The sequence below is a fragment of the Sinorhizobium sp. genome (assembly GCF_059070375.1).
This window is the reverse complement of the sequence record NZ_JCACWC010000002.1, coordinates 160378-178647: the sequence shown is the minus strand read 5'-3', so window position 1 is coordinate 178647 and position 18270 is coordinate 160378. Positions and strand designations below refer to the sequence as shown.

General features: G+C 59.7%; 12 protein-coding genes and 3 pseudogenes. 6 read left to right on the top strand and 9 right to left on the bottom strand.

Annotated elements, in window-relative coordinates:
• Positions 1–534: 534 nt before the first annotated feature.
• The 3 genes and pseudogenes from AC5J09_RS05515 to AC5J09_RS05505 form a co-directional block, all read right to left on the bottom strand.
• Positions 535–929, bottom strand: a pseudogene (locus AC5J09_RS05515) (IS21 family transposase); the annotation flags it as partial.
• Between the two features lie 185 nt (positions 930–1114).
• Positions 1115–2641, bottom strand: a complete 1527-nt coding sequence (locus AC5J09_RS05510; RefSeq protein ID WP_494297658.1) for an ISL3 family transposase — start codon at positions 2639–2641, stop codon at positions 1115–1117.
• Between the two features lie 552 nt (positions 2642–3193).
• Positions 3194–4099 carry a LysR family transcriptional regulator gene (locus AC5J09_RS05505; protein ID WP_324763936.1) on the bottom strand — a complete coding sequence of 302 codons (906 nt, stop codon included), beginning with the start codon at positions 4097–4099 and terminating at the stop codon, positions 3194–3196.
• A gap of 99 nt (positions 4100–4198) precedes the next feature.
• Between AC5J09_RS05505 and AC5J09_RS05500 the strand changes: the two genes are divergently transcribed.
• Positions 4199–4864 carry a DUF924 family protein gene (locus AC5J09_RS05500; RefSeq protein ID WP_324763937.1) on the top strand — a complete coding sequence of 222 codons (666 nt, stop codon included), beginning with the start codon at positions 4199–4201 and terminating at the stop codon, positions 4862–4864.
• Here the strand turns inward: AC5J09_RS05500 and AC5J09_RS05495 are convergent.
• Both AC5J09_RS05495 and AC5J09_RS05490 read right to left on the bottom strand, forming a co-directional pair.
• Positions 4750–5109: pseudogene (locus AC5J09_RS05495) on the bottom strand (Atu4866 domain-containing protein); the annotation flags it as partial. The gene AC5J09_RS05500 and the pseudogene AC5J09_RS05495 sit on opposite strands and share 115 nt — an antisense overlap.
• Before the next feature lie 199 nt (positions 5110–5308).
• Entirely contained in the window at positions 5309–5524 is a 216-nt protein-coding gene (locus tag AC5J09_RS05490) for a hypothetical protein (RefSeq protein ID WP_324763938.1), read from the bottom strand.
• 317 nt (positions 5525–5841) lie between these two features.
• Here AC5J09_RS05490 and AC5J09_RS05485 point away from each other — a divergent pair, with 317 nt between their 5' ends.
• Together AC5J09_RS05485 and AC5J09_RS05480 are read left to right on the top strand one after the other, a co-directional pair.
• Entirely contained in the window at positions 5842–6501 is a 660-nt protein-coding gene (locus AC5J09_RS05485) for a phytochelatin synthase family protein (protein ID WP_494297153.1), read from the top strand.
• Positions 6502–6996: 495 nt separating this feature from the next.
• A complete protein-coding gene (locus tag AC5J09_RS05480) occupies positions 6997–7911 on the top strand; it encodes a DUF6929 family protein (RefSeq protein ID WP_494297152.1) in 915 nt (304 codons plus the stop codon).
• Between the two features lie 450 nt (positions 7912–8361).
• Here AC5J09_RS05480 and AC5J09_RS05475 read toward each other — a convergent pair whose 3' ends face one another.
• Complete coding sequence (locus AC5J09_RS05475; protein ID WP_324763940.1) at positions 8362–8847, bottom strand: BA14K family protein; 486 nt, start codon at positions 8845–8847, stop codon at positions 8362–8364.
• Between the two features lie 588 nt (positions 8848–9435).
• Here AC5J09_RS05475 and AC5J09_RS05470 point away from each other — a divergent pair.
• A complete protein-coding gene (locus AC5J09_RS05470; protein WP_494297151.1) occupies positions 9436–11523 on the top strand; it encodes a PBP1A family penicillin-binding protein in 2088 nt (695 codons plus the stop codon).
• Between the two features lie 189 nt (positions 11524–11712).
• Here AC5J09_RS05470 and AC5J09_RS05465 read toward each other — a convergent pair.
• The 3 genes and pseudogenes from AC5J09_RS05465 to AC5J09_RS05455 form a co-directional block, all read right to left on the bottom strand.
• Positions 11713–12250, bottom strand: a pseudogene (locus tag AC5J09_RS05465) (IS110 family transposase); the annotation flags it as partial.
• Positions 12251–12464: 214 nt separating this feature from the next.
• On the bottom strand, positions 12465–13094 hold the full coding sequence (locus AC5J09_RS05460; RefSeq protein WP_324763944.1) for a DUF1326 domain-containing protein: 630 nt from the start codon (positions 13092–13094) through the stop codon (positions 12465–12467).
• A 1520-nt stretch (positions 13095–14614) separates the two neighbouring features.
• A complete protein-coding gene (locus AC5J09_RS05455) occupies positions 14615–15949 on the bottom strand; it encodes an ISNCY family transposase (protein ID WP_324763945.1) in 1335 nt (444 codons plus the stop codon).
• A 263-nt stretch (positions 15950–16212) separates the two neighbouring features.
• Here AC5J09_RS05455 and mctS point away from each other — a divergent pair, with 263 nt between their 5' ends.
• Together mctS and mctR are read left to right on the top strand one after the other, a co-directional pair.
• Complete coding sequence (gene mctS, locus AC5J09_RS05450; protein ID WP_324763946.1) at positions 16213–17604, top strand: two-component system sensor histidine kinase MctS; 1392 nt, start codon at positions 16213–16215, stop codon at positions 17602–17604.
• The gene (mctR, locus tag AC5J09_RS05445) at positions 17601–18245 is read left to right on the top strand and encodes a two-component system response regulator MctR (protein ID WP_324763947.1); all 645 of its coding nucleotides are present in this window, start codon (positions 17601–17603) and stop codon (positions 18243–18245) included. The genes mctS and mctR overlap by 4 nt, the downstream gene beginning before the upstream one ends.
• Positions 18246–18270: the final 25 nt, after the last annotated feature.

The window sequence follows — 18270 nt, the reverse complement described above, 5'->3', positions numbered from 1 at the left end:
ACATCTTGATGATCCAGATCCTTGAGGACCTCGGATATCAAATATCTATTGAATATATCTGCTCAGGTGCGTGGAGTGAGACTGCCGGCTGCTGAGTTTTCGAGACCATTATTCTGTTCAAGAGACAGAACATCCATTGTCAAAATTTCCAATAGATGTAGACACCACCTCTCATAAAGATACCATCTAAGGGTGCCATTTGATAATATGGCAATCTATATAGGCCAGCGGTAATTGCCTTTCTGCTCAATCGTCACAAGCCAATGGCAGATAGGTCCGAATGGCAGGAAGGCCGGCATCTTCTGTCATCGGCTTGCGATTCGAGCTTAGATTCGCGCTCGAAAAGTTCGAGGCATCTGCGGTGCCATTCGATCATTCCCGGTGCGACCTAAGTGTCTATCCCCCTTCGCTGCTCTTCAGGGACGCGCCTGTGTCGTTATCCCGCCGCGTCAGACGAGCGAGGAGCGACGTCGGCGATGTGCCGAGACCGCGACGGGTGCCAGTGGCCCATTTGATCTCGCCCCAGTTCCTTCATGTTGGTGAAGTCAGCCCCAGGCGGCCGGGCTCATGAACATGGCGAAAGACGACTTCCTGCTCGTCGCCATTGATCGCGCGCCAGGAACGGATCCGCCGTTCCGACGAACGCCTTCGCTGACGTCGGGATGGCGGCGCAACATCTCCTCGAACACGTCGACCGGACGAATTCCAGGTGCCGCTTTCAGCAGCCACACGACCTCTGCATCGAAGATGTCGGCGAGTGGGTCGGGACGCCGACGACCGCGCGGCTTCTGCATTTGTGAGGCAGATGCGTGTTCTTCTCGATGCGACAGGCCCGTTGCTCTGCTGAGCGACGCCTTCGCGGCGACGCCCTCAACCCCGTGCTCTCTCTGATGGCCCAAAGGTGGTTCCCCGTTCTTCGAAGAGCCCAAGTTACCGGTTGAACCGCAATCATCAGATGAATCGGCGGCAGCACCGGTAGAACTCCGTTCGGGCTCCGCCCCCTCTGTGTTCCACCGCTGCTGCCGAGTCTCATCTTGATTGGGTTCTTCCGCATATTTGGTGCAGGGTCGTGGTAATCCCCGCTGCCGAACCGATATTGTCGCCGATCTGTCTCTCATGCCCGGGCCAGCACCTTGCTTTTCAGGAGATTGTAACCCGAACGCCCGTACATCTGGCGCTTGATCATCTTGAGGCGATTGATTTGCCCCTCGACCGGGCTGGTGCTCCAGGGCTCTGTGATCGCGGCTTTCACCGCTTCAATATCGCGTTCGATCCCCGCAGCAAATGACGCCAGTTCGCTGTCTCTGGCATCTGCGATCCATCTCTCGAGATCATCATTTTCATCGTCGCCACGAATGAGAGCGGCAAAGCGGCCAGCGAGTTCCGAGGCTGTTTCAAGCTTTGGCGCATGTTCGTAAAGATGACGAAGGAAGCGACCGGCACGTTCGTCGAGCGTGGCTGCGTCCCGGCTGAGGAACCACACGCATTCCCGGCGCGATGGCGCACGCTCGCGTACATGTTTCGGCGTGGACGTGGACGTTGGCTTCTCCTTGCGCTTGGCGGTCCATCTGTAAACCGTCGCCCTACCACCCCTGAAGCCCATCTGCTTGATCTCTTCCCAGAGCTGCGCCCCGTTGTGCTGACCTTCCTGCCATCGCTTTTCCAGGTATTTCCGGAAGGGCTCGGTGGTGGTCGACTGTGATTCCGACCGCCGATGCTCCGGCTCTCCGCCCGCAGCAAGCCACCGCTCGACGGTTCTGACGCTGATCCCAAGACGCGGCGCGATTTGCCGAGGCGACATGCCGGCCCGATGTAGGTGACGGATTTCCTCATGACGCTCGCGGCGTTGATCTCTTCGATCCTGGCGCAATCGTTCCAGCCCGGTTGGCGCACTGACAGCGGCCTTTTCGGCGTCATCGTGATCGACAGTTCCGGCAACAATCGCCTTTCCGGCGGCGTTGACAGCCACGCGATTGCGGTCGACGACAAGACGCAGGGCCTGACCGAGATTCTGCAGAAGATGGAAGCGGTCGGCGACTTGAATTGCATTGGGCGCGCCGCGACGAGCGCCTTCGGCGTAGACGCCGGCGCGGTCGCGTGCGATCACCTCGATGCCCGGGTAGCGGCCCAGCCATGATGCGAGCGTGTCGGCATTCCGATCCGGCAGCAAGTCAAGGACACGGTTGCGCTCCAGATCGCAGATAATCGTTCCGTAACGCTGCCCCTTGCGCCACGCCCAGTCATCAACTCCTACGACGCGCGGCGCCGATATCGGCTCGCACGCCGCCACCCGTACCATCCTGAGGAGCGTGTCGCCGCTGACCGGCATGCCGAGTTTTCGCGGCAAGCGAGAGCCAGGTTCTCCGCCCGCGGCAAAGCCGATGGCAAGATGATGCTCGCATAAGCGGGTCATGCGACGCGCTTTTGGCAGCACCGTCTCTGGCAATCTTTCCGTGAAGATCTTGCGCGGACATTCCGGATTAATGCATCGCCAACGGCGGGCCTGGAGCTGAACCTCCACAACACGCCCATGCCAAGGCAGATCCGCCAGCCGACGCTGGTAATGGCTATGGACACGGCTGGTTCGTGAGCCGCAACAGGGGCAACTTGTTTCACTTGCTGTCGGGCGCGCAACAAGCACGACCCGATCCGCCCGCGGAAGAATCTCGATTATGGAAAGCTCGGGAGAAATCAGCGGGCGAAAGAAGTCCAGCACGGGCAAATCACTGTATTGACTGCGATTCCCACTTTATGGACTTGTTCGCACTCGGCGTGAATCCCGCTGCCTGCACCAAATATGCGGAAGAACCCTTGATTGACGCTTCGTCTCATCTTGGTTGTCGCGCTGCACACAGTCGTTCGCCTCTCAGTTCCCGCACAGCGTGCTCCCCAGCGGGACATGGAACTAGGCCGTAAACTCATAAACGGACTTAATCGGGAAGAAGACGATTCGAAAGCGTTCGAGGGAGCGGAAGAACGGGGCCACGGCTCGCGGATGACCCTGGAAGCATCCGGGGGGCGTGACTTTGCTAATATTTCAAGGCTCCGCCAAATTCTTTGGTTCGTCATTCGCCGCATCGGTATTTGCGCATGAGCCGCACGAGCCCATCGATGTCGTGTGCGTGCCAATGAAGATGGCACGAGCATAAGGGCGCTTGTCGTAGAGGCGGTGCGCTGACCGGCAGCAAGGCCCTTATTGCTGGTCGGACCCAAGCACATCCAGGAGCCAGACGAGACCGGCGTCCATGAGCGCCGACTTCGGCACGACCGCCTGGATGCTTGACGCGCCAAGATCCAGCGGCAGCTTTGCGGTGCCGACGGCAAAGCGCTCCGCATGCATCTCGACGAAGCGCCTGGGCAGGACGCAGACGAGCTCAGTCCTCGTGAGGAGGTCGAGTGCCAGCAGGAAGTTCGGGACGGCCAGGGCCACACGGCGGGAAAGGCCGCGGCTTGCGAGCAGTTCGTCAACGACGCCCGAGGGATCGCCTCGCGGTGCGACGAGCAGGTGCTGCATGCGGCAATAGTTTTCGAGCGTAGGTTTCTTCGAAAAGGGATGGCCGCTCCGCGCCGCGACCACGAACTCCTCCTCGTAAAGCCTTTGCGCGGCGAAGCGGGCGGGCAGTTCGTAGAAAGGCGCGATCGCTACATCGATCAACCGCCCGTCGAGATCGGAAAACGCCGTCTCCATCTGCATGTGCCGCACGACGAGATCAATGCTTGGCGCCTTGCGGGCGATTTCGTCAAGCAGCGGCGGCAGGAACACCGAGAAGCCATCGGCCGTGCCGATTGTGAAGCGGCGGCGTGAGCGCGCCGGCTCGAAAGGTTCAGCGGTGGAGATGACGCTTCGCACCCGCGCGAGAATATCGCCGATCGGCGCCGCCAGTTCCCTGGCGCGCTCGGTCGGTACCACGCCCTTCGGGGTCTTCAGGAACAGCGGATCGTTGAGCAGCCGCCGCAAGCGGCCGAGACCGTGGCTGACGGCGGAAGCGGAAAGGTTCAGCCTTTCAGCGGCGCGGCCGACATTCCGCTCCTCAATCACCGTCTCGAAGAGCACCAGCAGGTTGAGGTCCGCGCGCGAGAGATCAATCTCATTCAGCATAATGATGAAATCATATCACTTCATTCATCATGAGCAAAGGACTAGTTGGTCGAGGTCATGGAGGCCACACGGTCTCCCGACACCCAAGCGGAGGAACAGTTGAGCGATTTCATCGGGTACATTGAAGCCCTGGCGCTGCGCAGCTTGCAGCGCGCAGAGGCGCAATTCCGCGCGCCGGCGCTTGTCGATCCGGGATTCAACACACGGCTGCGCCAGGCGCTTGCCGGGGAGGATGAGGCGGCGGCCGTCATCTCCTTCTGGCGGGAGGCGGGACCTGCGCGATGGTTTGCCAAGGAGGCCGAATTCGACCGCGCCTTTTGCGAGCGCTTCCTCGCTGCCCATGAGGCTGCGGCACGCGGTGCGCTTCTGAACTGGACAACTTCGCCAGAGAAAACGCTGGCGCTCCTTCTTCTCCTCGACCAGTTCCCGCGCAACGCCTTTCGCGGCACGGCTCGCATGTATCAGACCGACTCTCTGGCGCTCGGCATCGCACGCGCCGCGGTGAACGCAGGTTATGATCTCAGAGGGCCGGCCGACCTGCAGCTCTTCTTCTATCTTCCCTTTGGCCATTCGGAGGACCTCGTTGACCAGGAGCGATCGGTCGAGCTTGCCGGACGCCTCGGCGAACCGAGTCTTTCCCACGCCAAGGGTCACCGCGACATCATCCACCGCTTCGGCCGCTTTCCGCACCGGAACGGGATCCTAGCGCGGACGATGAAGGAGGAGGAGCAGCGATTTCTAGATGAGGGTGGCTTTGCGGGGTGAGGGACGCTCTGCGAGGAACGTCCCTGCGGTGGCAGATGGAGGTCACTTTCGGGGTAAAGGATCATGCCACCGTGATGGACGCCGTCGATGAATTCCCCGTCGGCCGTGAAGCCCGTGTCGTCCCAGAGTCGACGTAATTGCCGCGATTTCATAGCGCCCCCGATAGGCGCTTTCGCGCTTTCCGCCGCTTCGTTGTAGCGACCACCCGGCAGCAGCTCATACCGCATGTGGCCATAGGGCGCGACCCATGTGCCTACTTAGGTTGGTCGTATTGCCCCTGCGTAGATGCCTTCGAATTGTTGTCCACGTCGGCAAATGCCTTTGAAACGATGACGAGCGGGACGATAGCGGCAACGAGTGCGAGAGTCCGGCAATAATTCATCGCGAGGGCTCGACAACCCGGCGCGCGCTGCGGCCTTGCTTAGATGCCCAGAATGCCAGTAACTACGGTGGAACCCTGGTCGCGCCGCCGATCACGAATTCATCCTCACGGAATGGATTTGTTGTGCATTTGTGGGTGATCAGCCGCCGGAACCGCTTTCGAGACAAGTTCTTGGACCAGCCATCGGTCTTCGCCTTTCGATACATAACTGCATTGTTCGTGACGTACACAGGCGAATCCACCTCCTGCTGTGTGCTGCCGCGCGCCAATCCAGCCATCCGCAGGCTCCAAGGCCCCCTGCCCTTTACAAAGGGGCAAAGAGCGTCCATCGGCGCTCACGGACCTTTAGATTGTGCGAATATTCGTTTACCCTGAACTTCAACTGGGTGGCAGTGTCGATGCGCATCGCACATCCTTCGGATCTGCATTTTGGTGGCAAGTTCAGCTTGACCCTCTGGCGAAATGTTGACGACGTATCGCGTATTTCGAGCCTCAGCTGCTGGCCGTCTCCGCGACGTGGTTGATCACCTTGCCGCTGATGGGAAAGCAGAATGGGCAATTCCGCAGTGGCATTCAGGCAAGCGAATGGTGACGCATGAGGTGGGTTAGGGTACTTGCCGGCGTTGCCGCCGCGGCGGTGCTCGGTGCCGGGGCCGTGACCCTTCTTGGCATGCCTGCCGGCGTTTCGAGCGAGACGATTCAGCGATCGGTGACGAGAACACCCGACCTTTTGCAACGGGCCTGGTCGCTGCCGGTCGCGTGGACCTTTCAACATCAAGTCGTCTGGCAGTCCAATGCCTCGCGATGTGGCCCGGCGAGTATCGCCAATACATTTCGTTCGATCGGCGAAGAAGAAACGACGGAAGCGGCTGTGCTCGAGGATACCGGATATTGCTGGACAGGCTTCTGTGTCATCGGTCTGACGTTGGACGAACTCGCGGAGCTTACACGTTTAAAGACCAGACGCAGCGTGACGGTGCTCCGCGACCTGACCGCAGACGAGTTTCGGGAACACATGAAGCGGTCAAACGATCCAAGTCGTCGTTACATCATCAACTTCAATCGAGAAGGCATTTTCGCCGCCGGCAGTGGCCATCACTCACCGATTGGAGGGTATCTCGAAGAAGAAGACATGGTTTTCGTTCTGGACGTCAATGAACGATACAAGCCTTGGCTTGTCGAACGCGAACGCCTATTCAAAGCCATGGACACGTTTGATGGCGACCGCAAGCGCGGTCTACTTTTGGTCGAGTAGTGTCAACCAGATGTATGCGCAATAAAAATCCCGCAATTAAATTCCTTTAAAAGTAATACTTGAAAATAGACTCGACCAGAAAGTCGTTCTCTGGTTCTATCCTAACGAACTGTTTCCGAATGTTTGAGAGCGTGGCAAATGGCTTACGATTGGGATGGAAAGCGCACACGTCGAAGTCAAATACTCAAGTTCATGGGGGCGCTGGCTATACCTGCTCTCTTATTCGGCTCCGCCATGGCGGCACTGGAGTGGACCTACACGGAGAGTTCGACCTTAAGGGCCGCACACCTTAATAAATTTCCAGCAAAGCTGCAAATGTTCAATCAGACTAGACACCGACAGCCCTTAGCGTTCCCGTCGATACATTATGCGGTCCCCAACGCACAAGGAGAGAACGTTTCCTGAACCCCTTTTAGCGCGGACGCCAGGAGCTGCTTTTCATCCGCCGGATTTTGCTTCATCAACGAGGACGTCTGACGGAGCGGAGCGACGCCCATGATCAAACTCGAGAAGTTACGCGAACTCGACATTTACACGTGTGCCCATTCACGCCCTTCACACTTGAGCGCCGCAAGCGGACTCGTATGCGTGGGCTCTGCACTCTACGTGATCGCGGATGATGATGTGCACCTTGGCGTCTTTCCTGTCGACCGATTAGGACCAGGGCACTTAGTTCGGTTATTTGCGGAGATCTTGCCGGAAGGGACTAGCGATAGAAAAGAAACGAAACCTGACTTAGAGGCACTGGCCCGTATCCCTCCGTGCAATGGTTTTGCATTTGGAGCGCTTTTTGCTATCGGCTCAGGTTCGCGGCCTAACCGCAAGAAGGGAGTGGTGCTGGGGTTCGATGCGAAAGGCACGATCACCACTCCCCCCACTAGCGTCGACCTATCGTTCCTACTTGATCCGATCGCGACAGAATTTGGTCAGCTCAACATCGAAGGTTTGGTCATAGCCGCGGATGAGCTTCGTTTGTTTCAACGGGGCAATAGGCGCCACAACGACAACGCCATCATCCGGTACCCGCTGTCCCCGGTCCTGGACGCGCTGGAGAAAGAGCGCGTTGACCCGCTGAAGCCACTCGCTATCGAGCGTTTCGACCTCGGCGCCATCCAAGGCACTCCGTTCGGCTTCACCGATGCCGCCGCGCTGCCCAATGGAGACATGATGTTCAGCGCCGTCGCCGAGAATACAGAGGATGCATATGTCGACGGTCCGTGTCTCGGTGCTGGCCTCGGTATTATTGATGGCCGTGGCAATGTCGCCTCTTTTGATTGCCTCGAATATCCGCACAAGATCGAAGGAATCCACGCGTACGAAAAAGGCGAGGTCCTTGAGCTTCTCCTGGTGACCGATGCCGACAACCCCGATACCGCCGCCGGCCTGTTCTCGGCCCGTATCGTCCGCTAGCGTGCGTTGCCGACACCCCGTGCGGCGGCGTCACCACCTCCGCCAAGCTCCCGCGGGTAGAGTTAAGTAGGTCTGGGGCCTAGCACGAGCGAAGAATCTGAAGCTGAGCGCCGCGCGTGTGTCGTCGAACTGAGGCAGGCGCGCTTTCTCCGCAAGCCAGCGACCACGTGGGTGCGGCGGTGAACGTCACCTCGAGCATCCCCTCGTTCAGTCGCGCAACGGACGAACCGTAGTATGCCATCGCCTCGCACTGATCGCGAATGTCAGCTTGACTGTGGGACTAGGCCGCACGCGATCCGAGACTTTGCGGATGATCGCCGGAAAGCTCCAGCGGTGCGGGCAATTTCGTCTCACCGCGGCCGGCATCCCAGAGCTGCACGATGTTCCGACGGGGTGTCGGGTGGCACTTAAGCGGTCTGCCTCGTTTGCCGAACCGCAGAGGCGCACTAATCAGTAGTATGGCGACACACATTCCTGGCGTGGCCCGTAATAGGGCTGGAAAGAGTTGTCGTAGACCCGGTACGAGCGATAGCGATCATAGCACCATTCGACATGTGCCGACGGGGCGCTGGAATAAACCCTGCGAGGTGGCGACGCGATCGCGCCACCGATTATTACTCCGGTCCCGAATGCGGCCAGAGGATACCACCACCCGTCACTGTGCCGACGGTACCCGTCGCGACGGTAGCGGTATCCCTCGTAGCCATTGTAGTAGCCGTACCGTGGGCCCGCATTGTAGCGGCTCCCGTTGTAGCGGTAGTCGTTGTAGCCACGCTTGTGCGGCGGCCCACCGTAATGTCCTGGTTTGTGGTGGACCAGTTCGACTGGCTGGGAAGCTGACGTACCCACCGAAATGGGAGACAAAGGTACGGCCTGCGCCGACACCGCCGACAGTGCCATAGCGGCGGCTGCGAGTACTGCACCTATTCTTTTCATCAAAGTCTCCTACCAAGTGTGTACAGTGACTGCGCTACGTTTTCTAGAGGACACGATATGCATGCACTGAGCAGCGTTTCATCGTGAACAGAACGAGAGAAACTCAGTTAGTTGCCGTCGATCGTTTGGCCATAGGACCTTCGTCCTACCACCGTCCCTCAAAGGTCCTAGCCGATCGGACCGGCCACCTTTGTCCACAGAACACATTAAAATGGGGTCACGCGACTAACCAACAGACATGGTTTCAACGAAATGTGCAGACAGAAACCCAACCAAAGGCCGGGGCAAGCGTTCTTACTGCACGACTGGAAACCCGACACGGTGCTTTAGATTCTGAGTGAGTTTGAACGTTAACAAATGCCGCGCCCTCCCAAACTCTCGCTACGAAGTGCCACGGGTTCCGACAACCATGGCAAGCCAGAAGCACCTGCAGAGGGCGTCGAGGTAAGGACAAAGGTATCGGACTGCGGAGAAGAAGCTGGGCCCTCAACCCAAGCTGAACAGACGGAGCTCCCGCCGATACCTTTTAAACGAAGCAGACGCGCAGCTCGCGCACTCCTTCGCGCGCTGGGCCACGATTTGCGGGCAATGTCCACTGCTGCAACCGTCAATGCTCGCGCGGCAGCTTCCTCCTTTACGATGAAGATCCAGGGTTCGGACACGCCAACTCTTTCGTCCCTGGTTCGGAATCTCGGCCGGTCGCTCGCCAACCCTCCCGCAAAGGCAAGACGAGCTATCCGCCGGTTCGGAAAAATTGTTGGAAAGACAAGGCAGCGGGCGTGGCAAAGCGACAGCCGGTGGAAATCGACCGTTCGGCTGACCGCCGTTGGCTGTATTTTGCTTGCCGCAACCGTCCTGGTGTGGGCGCTGAAGGACATTCCCTGGAGCGAAATTCGGGACGGGACGCTAAAGCCTGTCGTAGTGTTGGAGACCGCGGCCGGTGGGCCGCTAGTCAGACAAGGCCCCTTTCAAGGGCCTTATGCGGAGTTTAGCCAATTCCCTCCACAGCTGATCGATGCGGTGCTGTCCGTTGAGGACCGGCGGTTCATGGACCACTTCGGGATCGATGTCAGAGGCATCGCAAGAGCGCTCATTCGAAACTTCGACGCCGGGTCGGTGGTAGAGGGTGGCAGCACGATCACCCAGCAGCTCATCAAGCTGCAGTACCTCGACAGCAATCGCACGATAAAGCGAAAGATCCAGGAGTTCGTGATCTCCTTGTGGCTGGAGTGGAAGCTGGGCAAGCAGGAAATTCTGACACGGTATCTCAACAGCGCCTATCTTGGCGCCGGCGCGACGGGCATGCCGGCGGCCGCACGTATCTATTTCAACAAGGACATTGGTGCACTCAACCTTTCGGAATCGGCCCTGCTGGCGGGATTGTTGCGGGCGCCGAGCCAGTGGAACCCGATCGATAATTTTGAAGGTGCCCGACAGCGCACGTCGGTCGTCCTCGATGCCATGGTGGCTAATGGCAAGATCACAGCGCCCCGGGCCGCGCAGCTCAAGGCGGGCTTTGCCACGCTCCACCCGACGACGCCGACACCACGCTCCGGGAGCTGGTTCGCGGACTGGATTTCCCCGAAGGCGGGCGAAATCGCCGGCGCGTCGCCGGGCTCGACGACGGTCCGCACGACGCTAGACCCACGGCTACAAAGGATTGCCGAAAAGGTCACTAGGAACGCCCTAGACACCGAGGGAAAAGTCGTCGGAGCATCCCAGGTGGCATTGGTCGCGATGACGTCGGATGGGGCGGTTGTCGCCATGGTCGGCGGTCGCGACTATAAAAAGAGCCAATTCAACCGCGCAGTCACCGCGAAGCGGCAGCCGGGCTCTACCTTCAAACTGTTCGTTTACTATGCGGCCCTTAAAGCCGGGCTCTCCCCATCTGATCAGGTCCTGGACGCGCCGGTCGACGTCCACGGCTGGTCGCCGGAGAATTCCAGCGGTCGTTATCGCGGCTGGGTCACGCTCGCGGAGGCCTTCGCCCGGTCGCTGAATGCGCCGACCGTAGCTCTCGCCCAAGAGGTCGGCCTCGAAAATGTGATCGCCGCTGCGCGCGAACTCGGAATCGACGCACCGCTTTCCGACACCCCATCCTTGGCCCTCGGTACTTCCGAGGTCAGCTTGCTTGACCTGACAAGCGCCTACGCGTCTGTGCATTTGGGCAAGGCGCCCGTCGAGCCTTGGGGGATCGTTGAATTTCGGGCGGCTGGTCAAGCAAAGGCATTTCGGGTCGGCTCGCACTCCCCCCCGAGCGTTGATCTTTCCGCCTATCGGCCAGACCTCCTTGCCCTTCTGCAGCTGGTGGTCCAACGTGGAACGGGGCGCGAGGCCAACCCCGGCGTCTTCGCGGCCGGCAAGACCGGTACCAGCCAAAACAATCGCGACGCCTGGTTCGTTGGCTTTACGGAGCCACTCGTTGCAGGGGTCTGGGTCGGCAATGACGATGACACGCCGATGAAGGGCGTCACTGGTGGCGCTTTGCCAGCGCATATCTGGCGGGATTTCATGCGGGAAGCGATGACGTCACCTGCGACAGGAACGCAGGAGGACGAGGCAACCTCACCTCATAGTTGCAACATCACAGCTTGCTCCCGCAGCTATCGTTCCTTCCGGCCATCCGACTGCAGCTATCAGCCTTATTTTGGAGGACGGCGGCTGTGCGAAAAATGATGTACTCAACGCAGATCGCCATTCCGCTTAGATGCCAAAATCGGGTCGCTATCTCCAATGGGCCAGACTTCCTGCGGCGGCCGGACATCGCGCAATCTCGTGATTACCTTGCAGGGCGGCCACCTTCTCTGCACCTATCAGGACAGCGACGTCATGAGCATGGCACAGCATGGATTATGGCCGCGCGGCGATCGCTTCCAGGGTCGAATGGCTTGCGATCAGCTCGTGGATGCGCCCCGCGTAAGTGCGCCGCGTCGTCGGCCCTACCTTGAGGCCGAAGCCGCGCAAGATGCCCGGAGGCTCATCTCGATGTCGTGAGCTTGCCTTGAATGAGCTTGCGGGCGCTCAGCAGCGCACGCACGTCCTGGGCGGCAAGAGATTTGCTGTGGACCTGTCTGAACCAGCCAAGCCGCATCAACTGCGCAATGCCGCGTGCATCCTTCTTGTCGGTCTTCACCGGCATCGTCTTGAAGGCTGCACGCACGTGGCGCGTCTCGATCAGTTCGACGCAAAGACCTGCTTTCACCATCCCGGCATGGAGCCACTGCGACAAGGGGCCAGCATCCAGACCAATTCGCTCCATCACCACACCGTGCTCGCCGAACCAGGCAATCAGCGCATCGGGTTCGCTGAGGATCTTTGCTTCCCGCACAGAGCGGCCGTCCGCATCCACCACGCACACATTTGGGTATTCCAGTGACACGTCGATGCCGGCATACTGCTTCACGGTCGTCTCTCCGTGCTGCTATGGAGCAGGCCACTTCTGACTCCGCGACACCATCATTGTGAGGGACGACCACCACCGGCCCTTCAAACCTGCCGGGCCGGGTCCGCCGTTACACCATCTTTTTAGCCCGGAAAGTGGAGAGCCTCGCAAGAAGCCGTGCACGGCGCTCACGAAGAACGCCTTGCGCACTGCGAGCCCCGCTCCTTGCCTAGGGCTATTGAATACGCCCATGCTGATTAAAATGCAGCTCGCACCAGTGAGCGTAACTGTCTTCCAAGTTCAACGGCACACCCGCGAATGACGATGACCATCCGCGACCGACTTCGTTCCGTTCGTATTCGAAGCCGTTCGGAAGGAGGATACCAACGCGATGCTCGTAGCCCGTTACTGGGTTCAGGATAGGCTCGCCACGGCCAATGGCGACGCCCTCGGCTTTGCACTTCGCGCGACGTGCCTTCATGTCGACATCGATGCTGATCGTCGTATAGATTGGATCACGGACGGTTTCGCACATCGCAGTGTAGACCGCCCAGAACGTTGCCATCGGATCGGTTTCCTCGCCGGTCAGAATACTGAGGAGTGCGCGGCGCTGAGCGGCGTCCGCGCGTTCGTCGATGATCGGCTGCATGACGCCGCGGCCCTCGTGAACCGCACCTGGCCAAGCAACGGCGATGGCCATGTTCAATCCGTCGAGCTTCGCCGCGCCGAAACTACCCCCAGCGATCGTGAAGAAACCGATGGCCTGGCAATGGCCATGGGTCGGTAAGCCATTGAACTGGCACGGGCATCCGTAGGAACAGTTGCAATTTCCGAATTCCATTCCGTGGAGTTCCCAATCAGTCATTGCTTCCTCCATTCGTGTCACCGGTGGGCGCCCATGCACCGGTATGCGCGCGATGATCTCTCCCCTTCTCCACTGCCAATGATACTACCACCAGGCGCCCCCGAAGCCCTAGTCACCTGAAAGTCGAGGATTTCATCATACGCTTGGCCCTATATGAGAGTTTGTTGATGGAGTTTCCTCCAAGGCGTCTGGGCTCCCGATTTCAGTTCGCAGCCCTGGTGGTTTCAATCTTGCGCAACGCGCCGTTGCGTCAGCCCTCGGTGCTCGAAATCGCTGCGTCGGTTGCTGCAAATCCCGCCCCTCTCCTTTCGACCACTATCAAGGGGCAGCTCATAGGAGAACGGGTCCTCAACGATGAAGCCGAGCGCGGCGTCCGAACCTGGACTTCCCCGGCGAAAATCGCGCGCCTTCTGCTGATGCGACGCTTGCCGAACCCCCTTTGCCGTGAGTACGACCGTGCCGATTAGGATGCTCGGCGCAATCAATCCAGATCTCGATAGTGTCGTCGCTACGGAACGGAGGAACCTGCCTACACCCGCAAGTTCGATCCGGCCGCTGCATCAACGACCAGCTCTGCTGGCCGGAGTAATCATTGGCGGGCGAGCCGGACCGAGCTGCGCGGCCAAATGATGCGTGGGAACAAAGCGCGCTTCAGCAACGCTATCGACCATGCCCCATACATGCCGTTCGGTGGCGTTTTCGCAGTTGCAGTTAGTTTGAGAATTCCGCCCTCGGATTCTCATCTTTAAATGTCAAATTGGCTGAATAATCGCTGCCGCCGGCACCAGGCGGTCGAGCTCTTCATCCCTTCGATGACTTGCTATCGCTCGCCGAGCAGAAAGAGCTTCGCCTCATGATGATAGGGTGGCGGCCACATTCCGATCTCGTCTCCGAACCGCACCTTCAAGCGCGCAAACTCGCGCCTGTTCATTGCGAATTACTTCCCTTTGTTTCCTACGCTTCCTCTGCGCGAGGCGACCCCCGCGCACCCGCCTCGCGCGTAGCGGCAACTGCTCGACGGATCCAATACTCGTTCCCATCACATCTGCGATCGCCCGCAAATCCAGATCGGCGCCCAGAAGCCTGCCACCCTTTGTTTGTCGCTAAGGCAGGTCATCGAGGCTCGAGCGAACGATGTCCAGTTCCTGGTGTGCGCCAATTCGGGTATCGGCTTCAGGTTCGTCATCTCATCGAACGCTTGTGAACGTTCGCCCCGGCGTTGAACCTCAGGTTGTGCTTGGAGTGCAAGGCACTTCGACCGCGTGTTAAATTAGTGAGAGTTCAATTACCGGCCGCTGGTTCGGACCCTTTCAAGAGCCCGGCTAGCCTAGTGCCTGTCCATAAACGCCTGTTTTTCGGCGGTTTTGAAAGGTAGTTTGCCGGCTGACACCGTTTCTTGGGACGCGCGATGGCACAAGGCGGCGCAGGTTATGTCCCGAAGAGCGATCTGGCGGCAATAGGTCATAGGGTATGGGCCGACGCTCGCCGGACTTACTCTGAACGCCACCGGATCAGGAGCGTCAGGTCGGCCTGAGGCGGGCGAAGAGGGCGAGATTGTAAGCGACCACCGAGGACCAGACATAAGCCTTGAAGTGGTCGAGCCCACGCCAGGTGCAGCGCCCCAAGCCATAAGCGCGTTTCAGGCAAGAGATGCCGGCCTCGATGCCGGCGCGGAAGTTGCGCAGCTTGCGATAGATCCGCCGGCTGCTGACCATGTCTTCGATGCTGAGGCCGCGCTTCTTGTGGAAGGCCATGTCGCGGATGCCGCGAGCTTTGGCTCCGCTCAGATTTTCGCGGCTGGCATAGCCGCCGTCGGCCGCCGCCTGACGCGGCGGCTCGCCGTAAAAGGCGATGTGGCGTTCCAGCATCGGCAGCAAGCGCTCGCTGTCGGTCGGGTTGCCGGCTTCGATGACGAGGTCGAGGATCAGTCCGCTTCTGCCGGTGGTCAGATTGAGTTTGTGGCCGTAGTCGACGTCGCGGCTGCCCTTGACGATGATGTTGGCATGCGGCTCGAACAGGCTCACCAGCTTCTCGCCGGCCGGAACCGGCTCCCCGGCCAGGACCCGCCGTTCGGTCTGGGCGATGATCCGCTCGATCAGCGGCCGGTAGTGGCGGAGTTGGGCCTGCCACAGTTCGCCGGCCGGGCCCGCCGTCAGCGGCAACTGTTCACTGGCCTGCTGCAGATAACTCAAGGTCGTGCGCGTGATCTTGAGCAGTTCGCGGTAGTGCTTGATCCGTTTAGGGCGGCCGCGGATATATTCGATCGCCCGGGCCCGCTTCTTTGCCGCGCGGCGATGGTCGTGCCATGGAATGGCGCTACCCAGTGCCTCGGCCTGCTGCAACAGCCGCACCGTCACCCGGACAGCGTCCCATAACAGGCTGCTGTCGCTCGGTTCATGGATCAGTGCGGCGGTAACGGTGCTGTCCACGCGCACGACCTTGCCACTTTCCAGCTTCTCCTGCCGGGCGCTCGCCAGCAGCACCCCGTTGATCTCTTCAAAGGTTTGCGCCCGGATCGCGCTGATCGTCTTGTGCAAAACCGACTTCTTCGGGTTCCAGCCCCACGGCAGCCGGGCAAACGCCCGGAACGAGGCGGAGTCTTCGAGGTGGAAGGCCAGTTCCTGGTAACTCAACTGGCGATGCTGCTTGAGCAGCGCGCAGCGCAGCACAGCCTCGGCTGGTAGCCCCTCGCGGCCAGTCTGTCTGAGACCATGCCGGCGCAGGTCCCGCGCCACCAGCCCGAGCAAATCGCCATGCTCATCCAGCCATTCCGACATCGCCTTCAGTTCACGACCGATCTCGTGTTCGGCGAAAAGATCAAATATGCTGGCTTGGACGGTGCGTTCTTGGCGCATTGTCGGCTCCGGCGGTGACGGGTTTGTCTTTAGAATCAGTAGCTTGATCTAAAGTATACCTGAAACCGCCGGGCTTTGCCCACGCAGATATCGCGATTCACTCAATAAATTCAGCAGTTTACCGTTTATGGACGGGCACTAGCCTAGCTTAGCTAAGCGAACACGCTCCCTCAGGGGCATTTCTAGCTACGCGACGAGGGGTCTGGCGCGGAGCCGTGGCTCGCTTTATCTTTATCGTCTGAATAAATGCATCGGGGAGTGCCGTGAACCTTCGCCATCAGATCGTCGCTCTTGCGGTCGTGCCGCTTGTCATTGCGATCCTTACCATTACCATCTTCATCACATGGCAGGCCACGAGCCTCGCGCAGAGCAGCATCGACACGTTTGAACGCAACATGCTGAAAGCGAAGGAGACTGAGCTGCTCAACCTCACCAATCTCGCACGCTCGGCGATCGAGGAGGTCTATGCGTCGGCGGATGCGAACGACGAAGCGGCCAAGGATCGCGTGCGCAGCATCCTGACGTTACTCGACTACGGCAAAGACGGCTATTTCTTCGTCTATGACTACGATGGCAACAATGTCGTGCACCCGCGGCAGATCTTCCGGCCGGGCCACAACTGGTTGGATCTGACCGACCCTGACGGCAACCAGGTGATCGCCAACCTAATCCAGAAGGCCAAGGAAGGCGGCGGTCTGTATCAGTACAAGTGGGAGAAACCCTCATCCGGCACGATGGCCGACAAGCTCTCCTTCGCCATGGGCCTGGACAAGTGGCAGTGGATGCTCGGAACCGGCGTCTATCTCGACGACGTCTTCGCCCAAACGGCCGCAGCGAAAGCGGACCTGCGCGAAACGATCGGCCATACCTTCCTCGTGGTGGCGTTGATAGCTGTGCCAGCCGTTATGGTCGTTTTTGCCACCTGCATGCTCGTCACGCTGCGTGAACGGCGCATGGCAGACAACAAGCTCAAGGCCCTCACACAGCGCATTATCGACACCCAGGAGGAAGAGCGCGCACGCCTTGCCCGCGAATTGCACGACGGCATATCGCAAAACCTTGTCGGCGTGCGCTATGCAATCGACCTTGCCGGCAGAAAGGTCCGGAACCACGCCGATGACGCGTCCTGCGCCATCGATAAGGGCGTGGAGGCGCTCAACCTCGCCATCAAGGAGGTCCGCCGATTGTCGCACGATCTGAGGCCCCCCGCGCTGGACGACCTTGGTCTGACCGCTGCGCTGACAGCACTGAGCAACCATTTCTCCGAACGGACCGGCATCCGCACGGTACTGGAAGCCGATGCAGGCAAGGACAGGCTGAAGACCGAAGCGAGCACAGCGCTCTACAGGGTTGCCCAGGAAGCGCTGAACAACATCGAGCGCCATTCCGGCGCCCGCGAGGTGCGGATCAAACTCTGGAGTACTCGCGGCCGGATGCGTATGACGGTTTCGGATAATGGTAACGGTTTCGAAGAAAGCGCTCGCCTTGCCCGGATTGGGCAGCAGAGCGGCCTTGGCCTTCGCAACATGCAGGAGCGCATGGCGCATTTTGGCGGTGCCCTCCTCGTCCGGAGCAAGCCGGAGGGAACGGTGCTAACCGCGATGCTTCCTCTTTCGGCCAATGTCAGCCCGGAGAACCGGACGGAAGCTGCATGAGTGTGATCATGCCGATCAGGGTCGTCCTCATCGACAATCACCCGCTGGTTCTCGACGGCCTTCGCGCCGTGCTGGAGACGTTTTCGCATATCGAGGTGGTCGGCACGGCGGGCCTGGCGCTGACCGGCTTGGAAGTCGCGATTCAGACCAACCCAGCGGTGGTGCTGATGGACATCAACATGCCGAAGCTCAGCGGAATCGAGGCAATCGAGCTGTTCAAGGCAAAGTTGCCCGACTGTCGCATCGTGATGCTGTCCATGCATGACAGCCGAGAATACATCTCGGCATCTGTCCTGCATGGCGCGTCCGGTTATGTCCTCAAGGATGTTTCGACTGACGAGATCGTCACGGCGATAGAGACCGTTGCTGCGGGGCGGACCTATTTCTCCACCGGCGTCTCCGAAGTTCTTCTCGATCGCCGGCCGAGCGAGCCGGCAAATCCGCTGACCACCCGCGAGCACGACGTGCTGATGCTGCTGGCATCCGGCAAGAGCAACCGCGCCATTGCCCAGTCGCTAGCCCTTTCCGAGGCGACGGTGGAAACACATCGCAAGAACATCAAGAAGAAGCTTGGAATTTCCAGTACCGCTGGCCTTATTCGCTACGCGATCGACAGTGGTTTTAGCCTTGCGGACGGCTGACCGGTAGGCCTACCCACTACTGGGT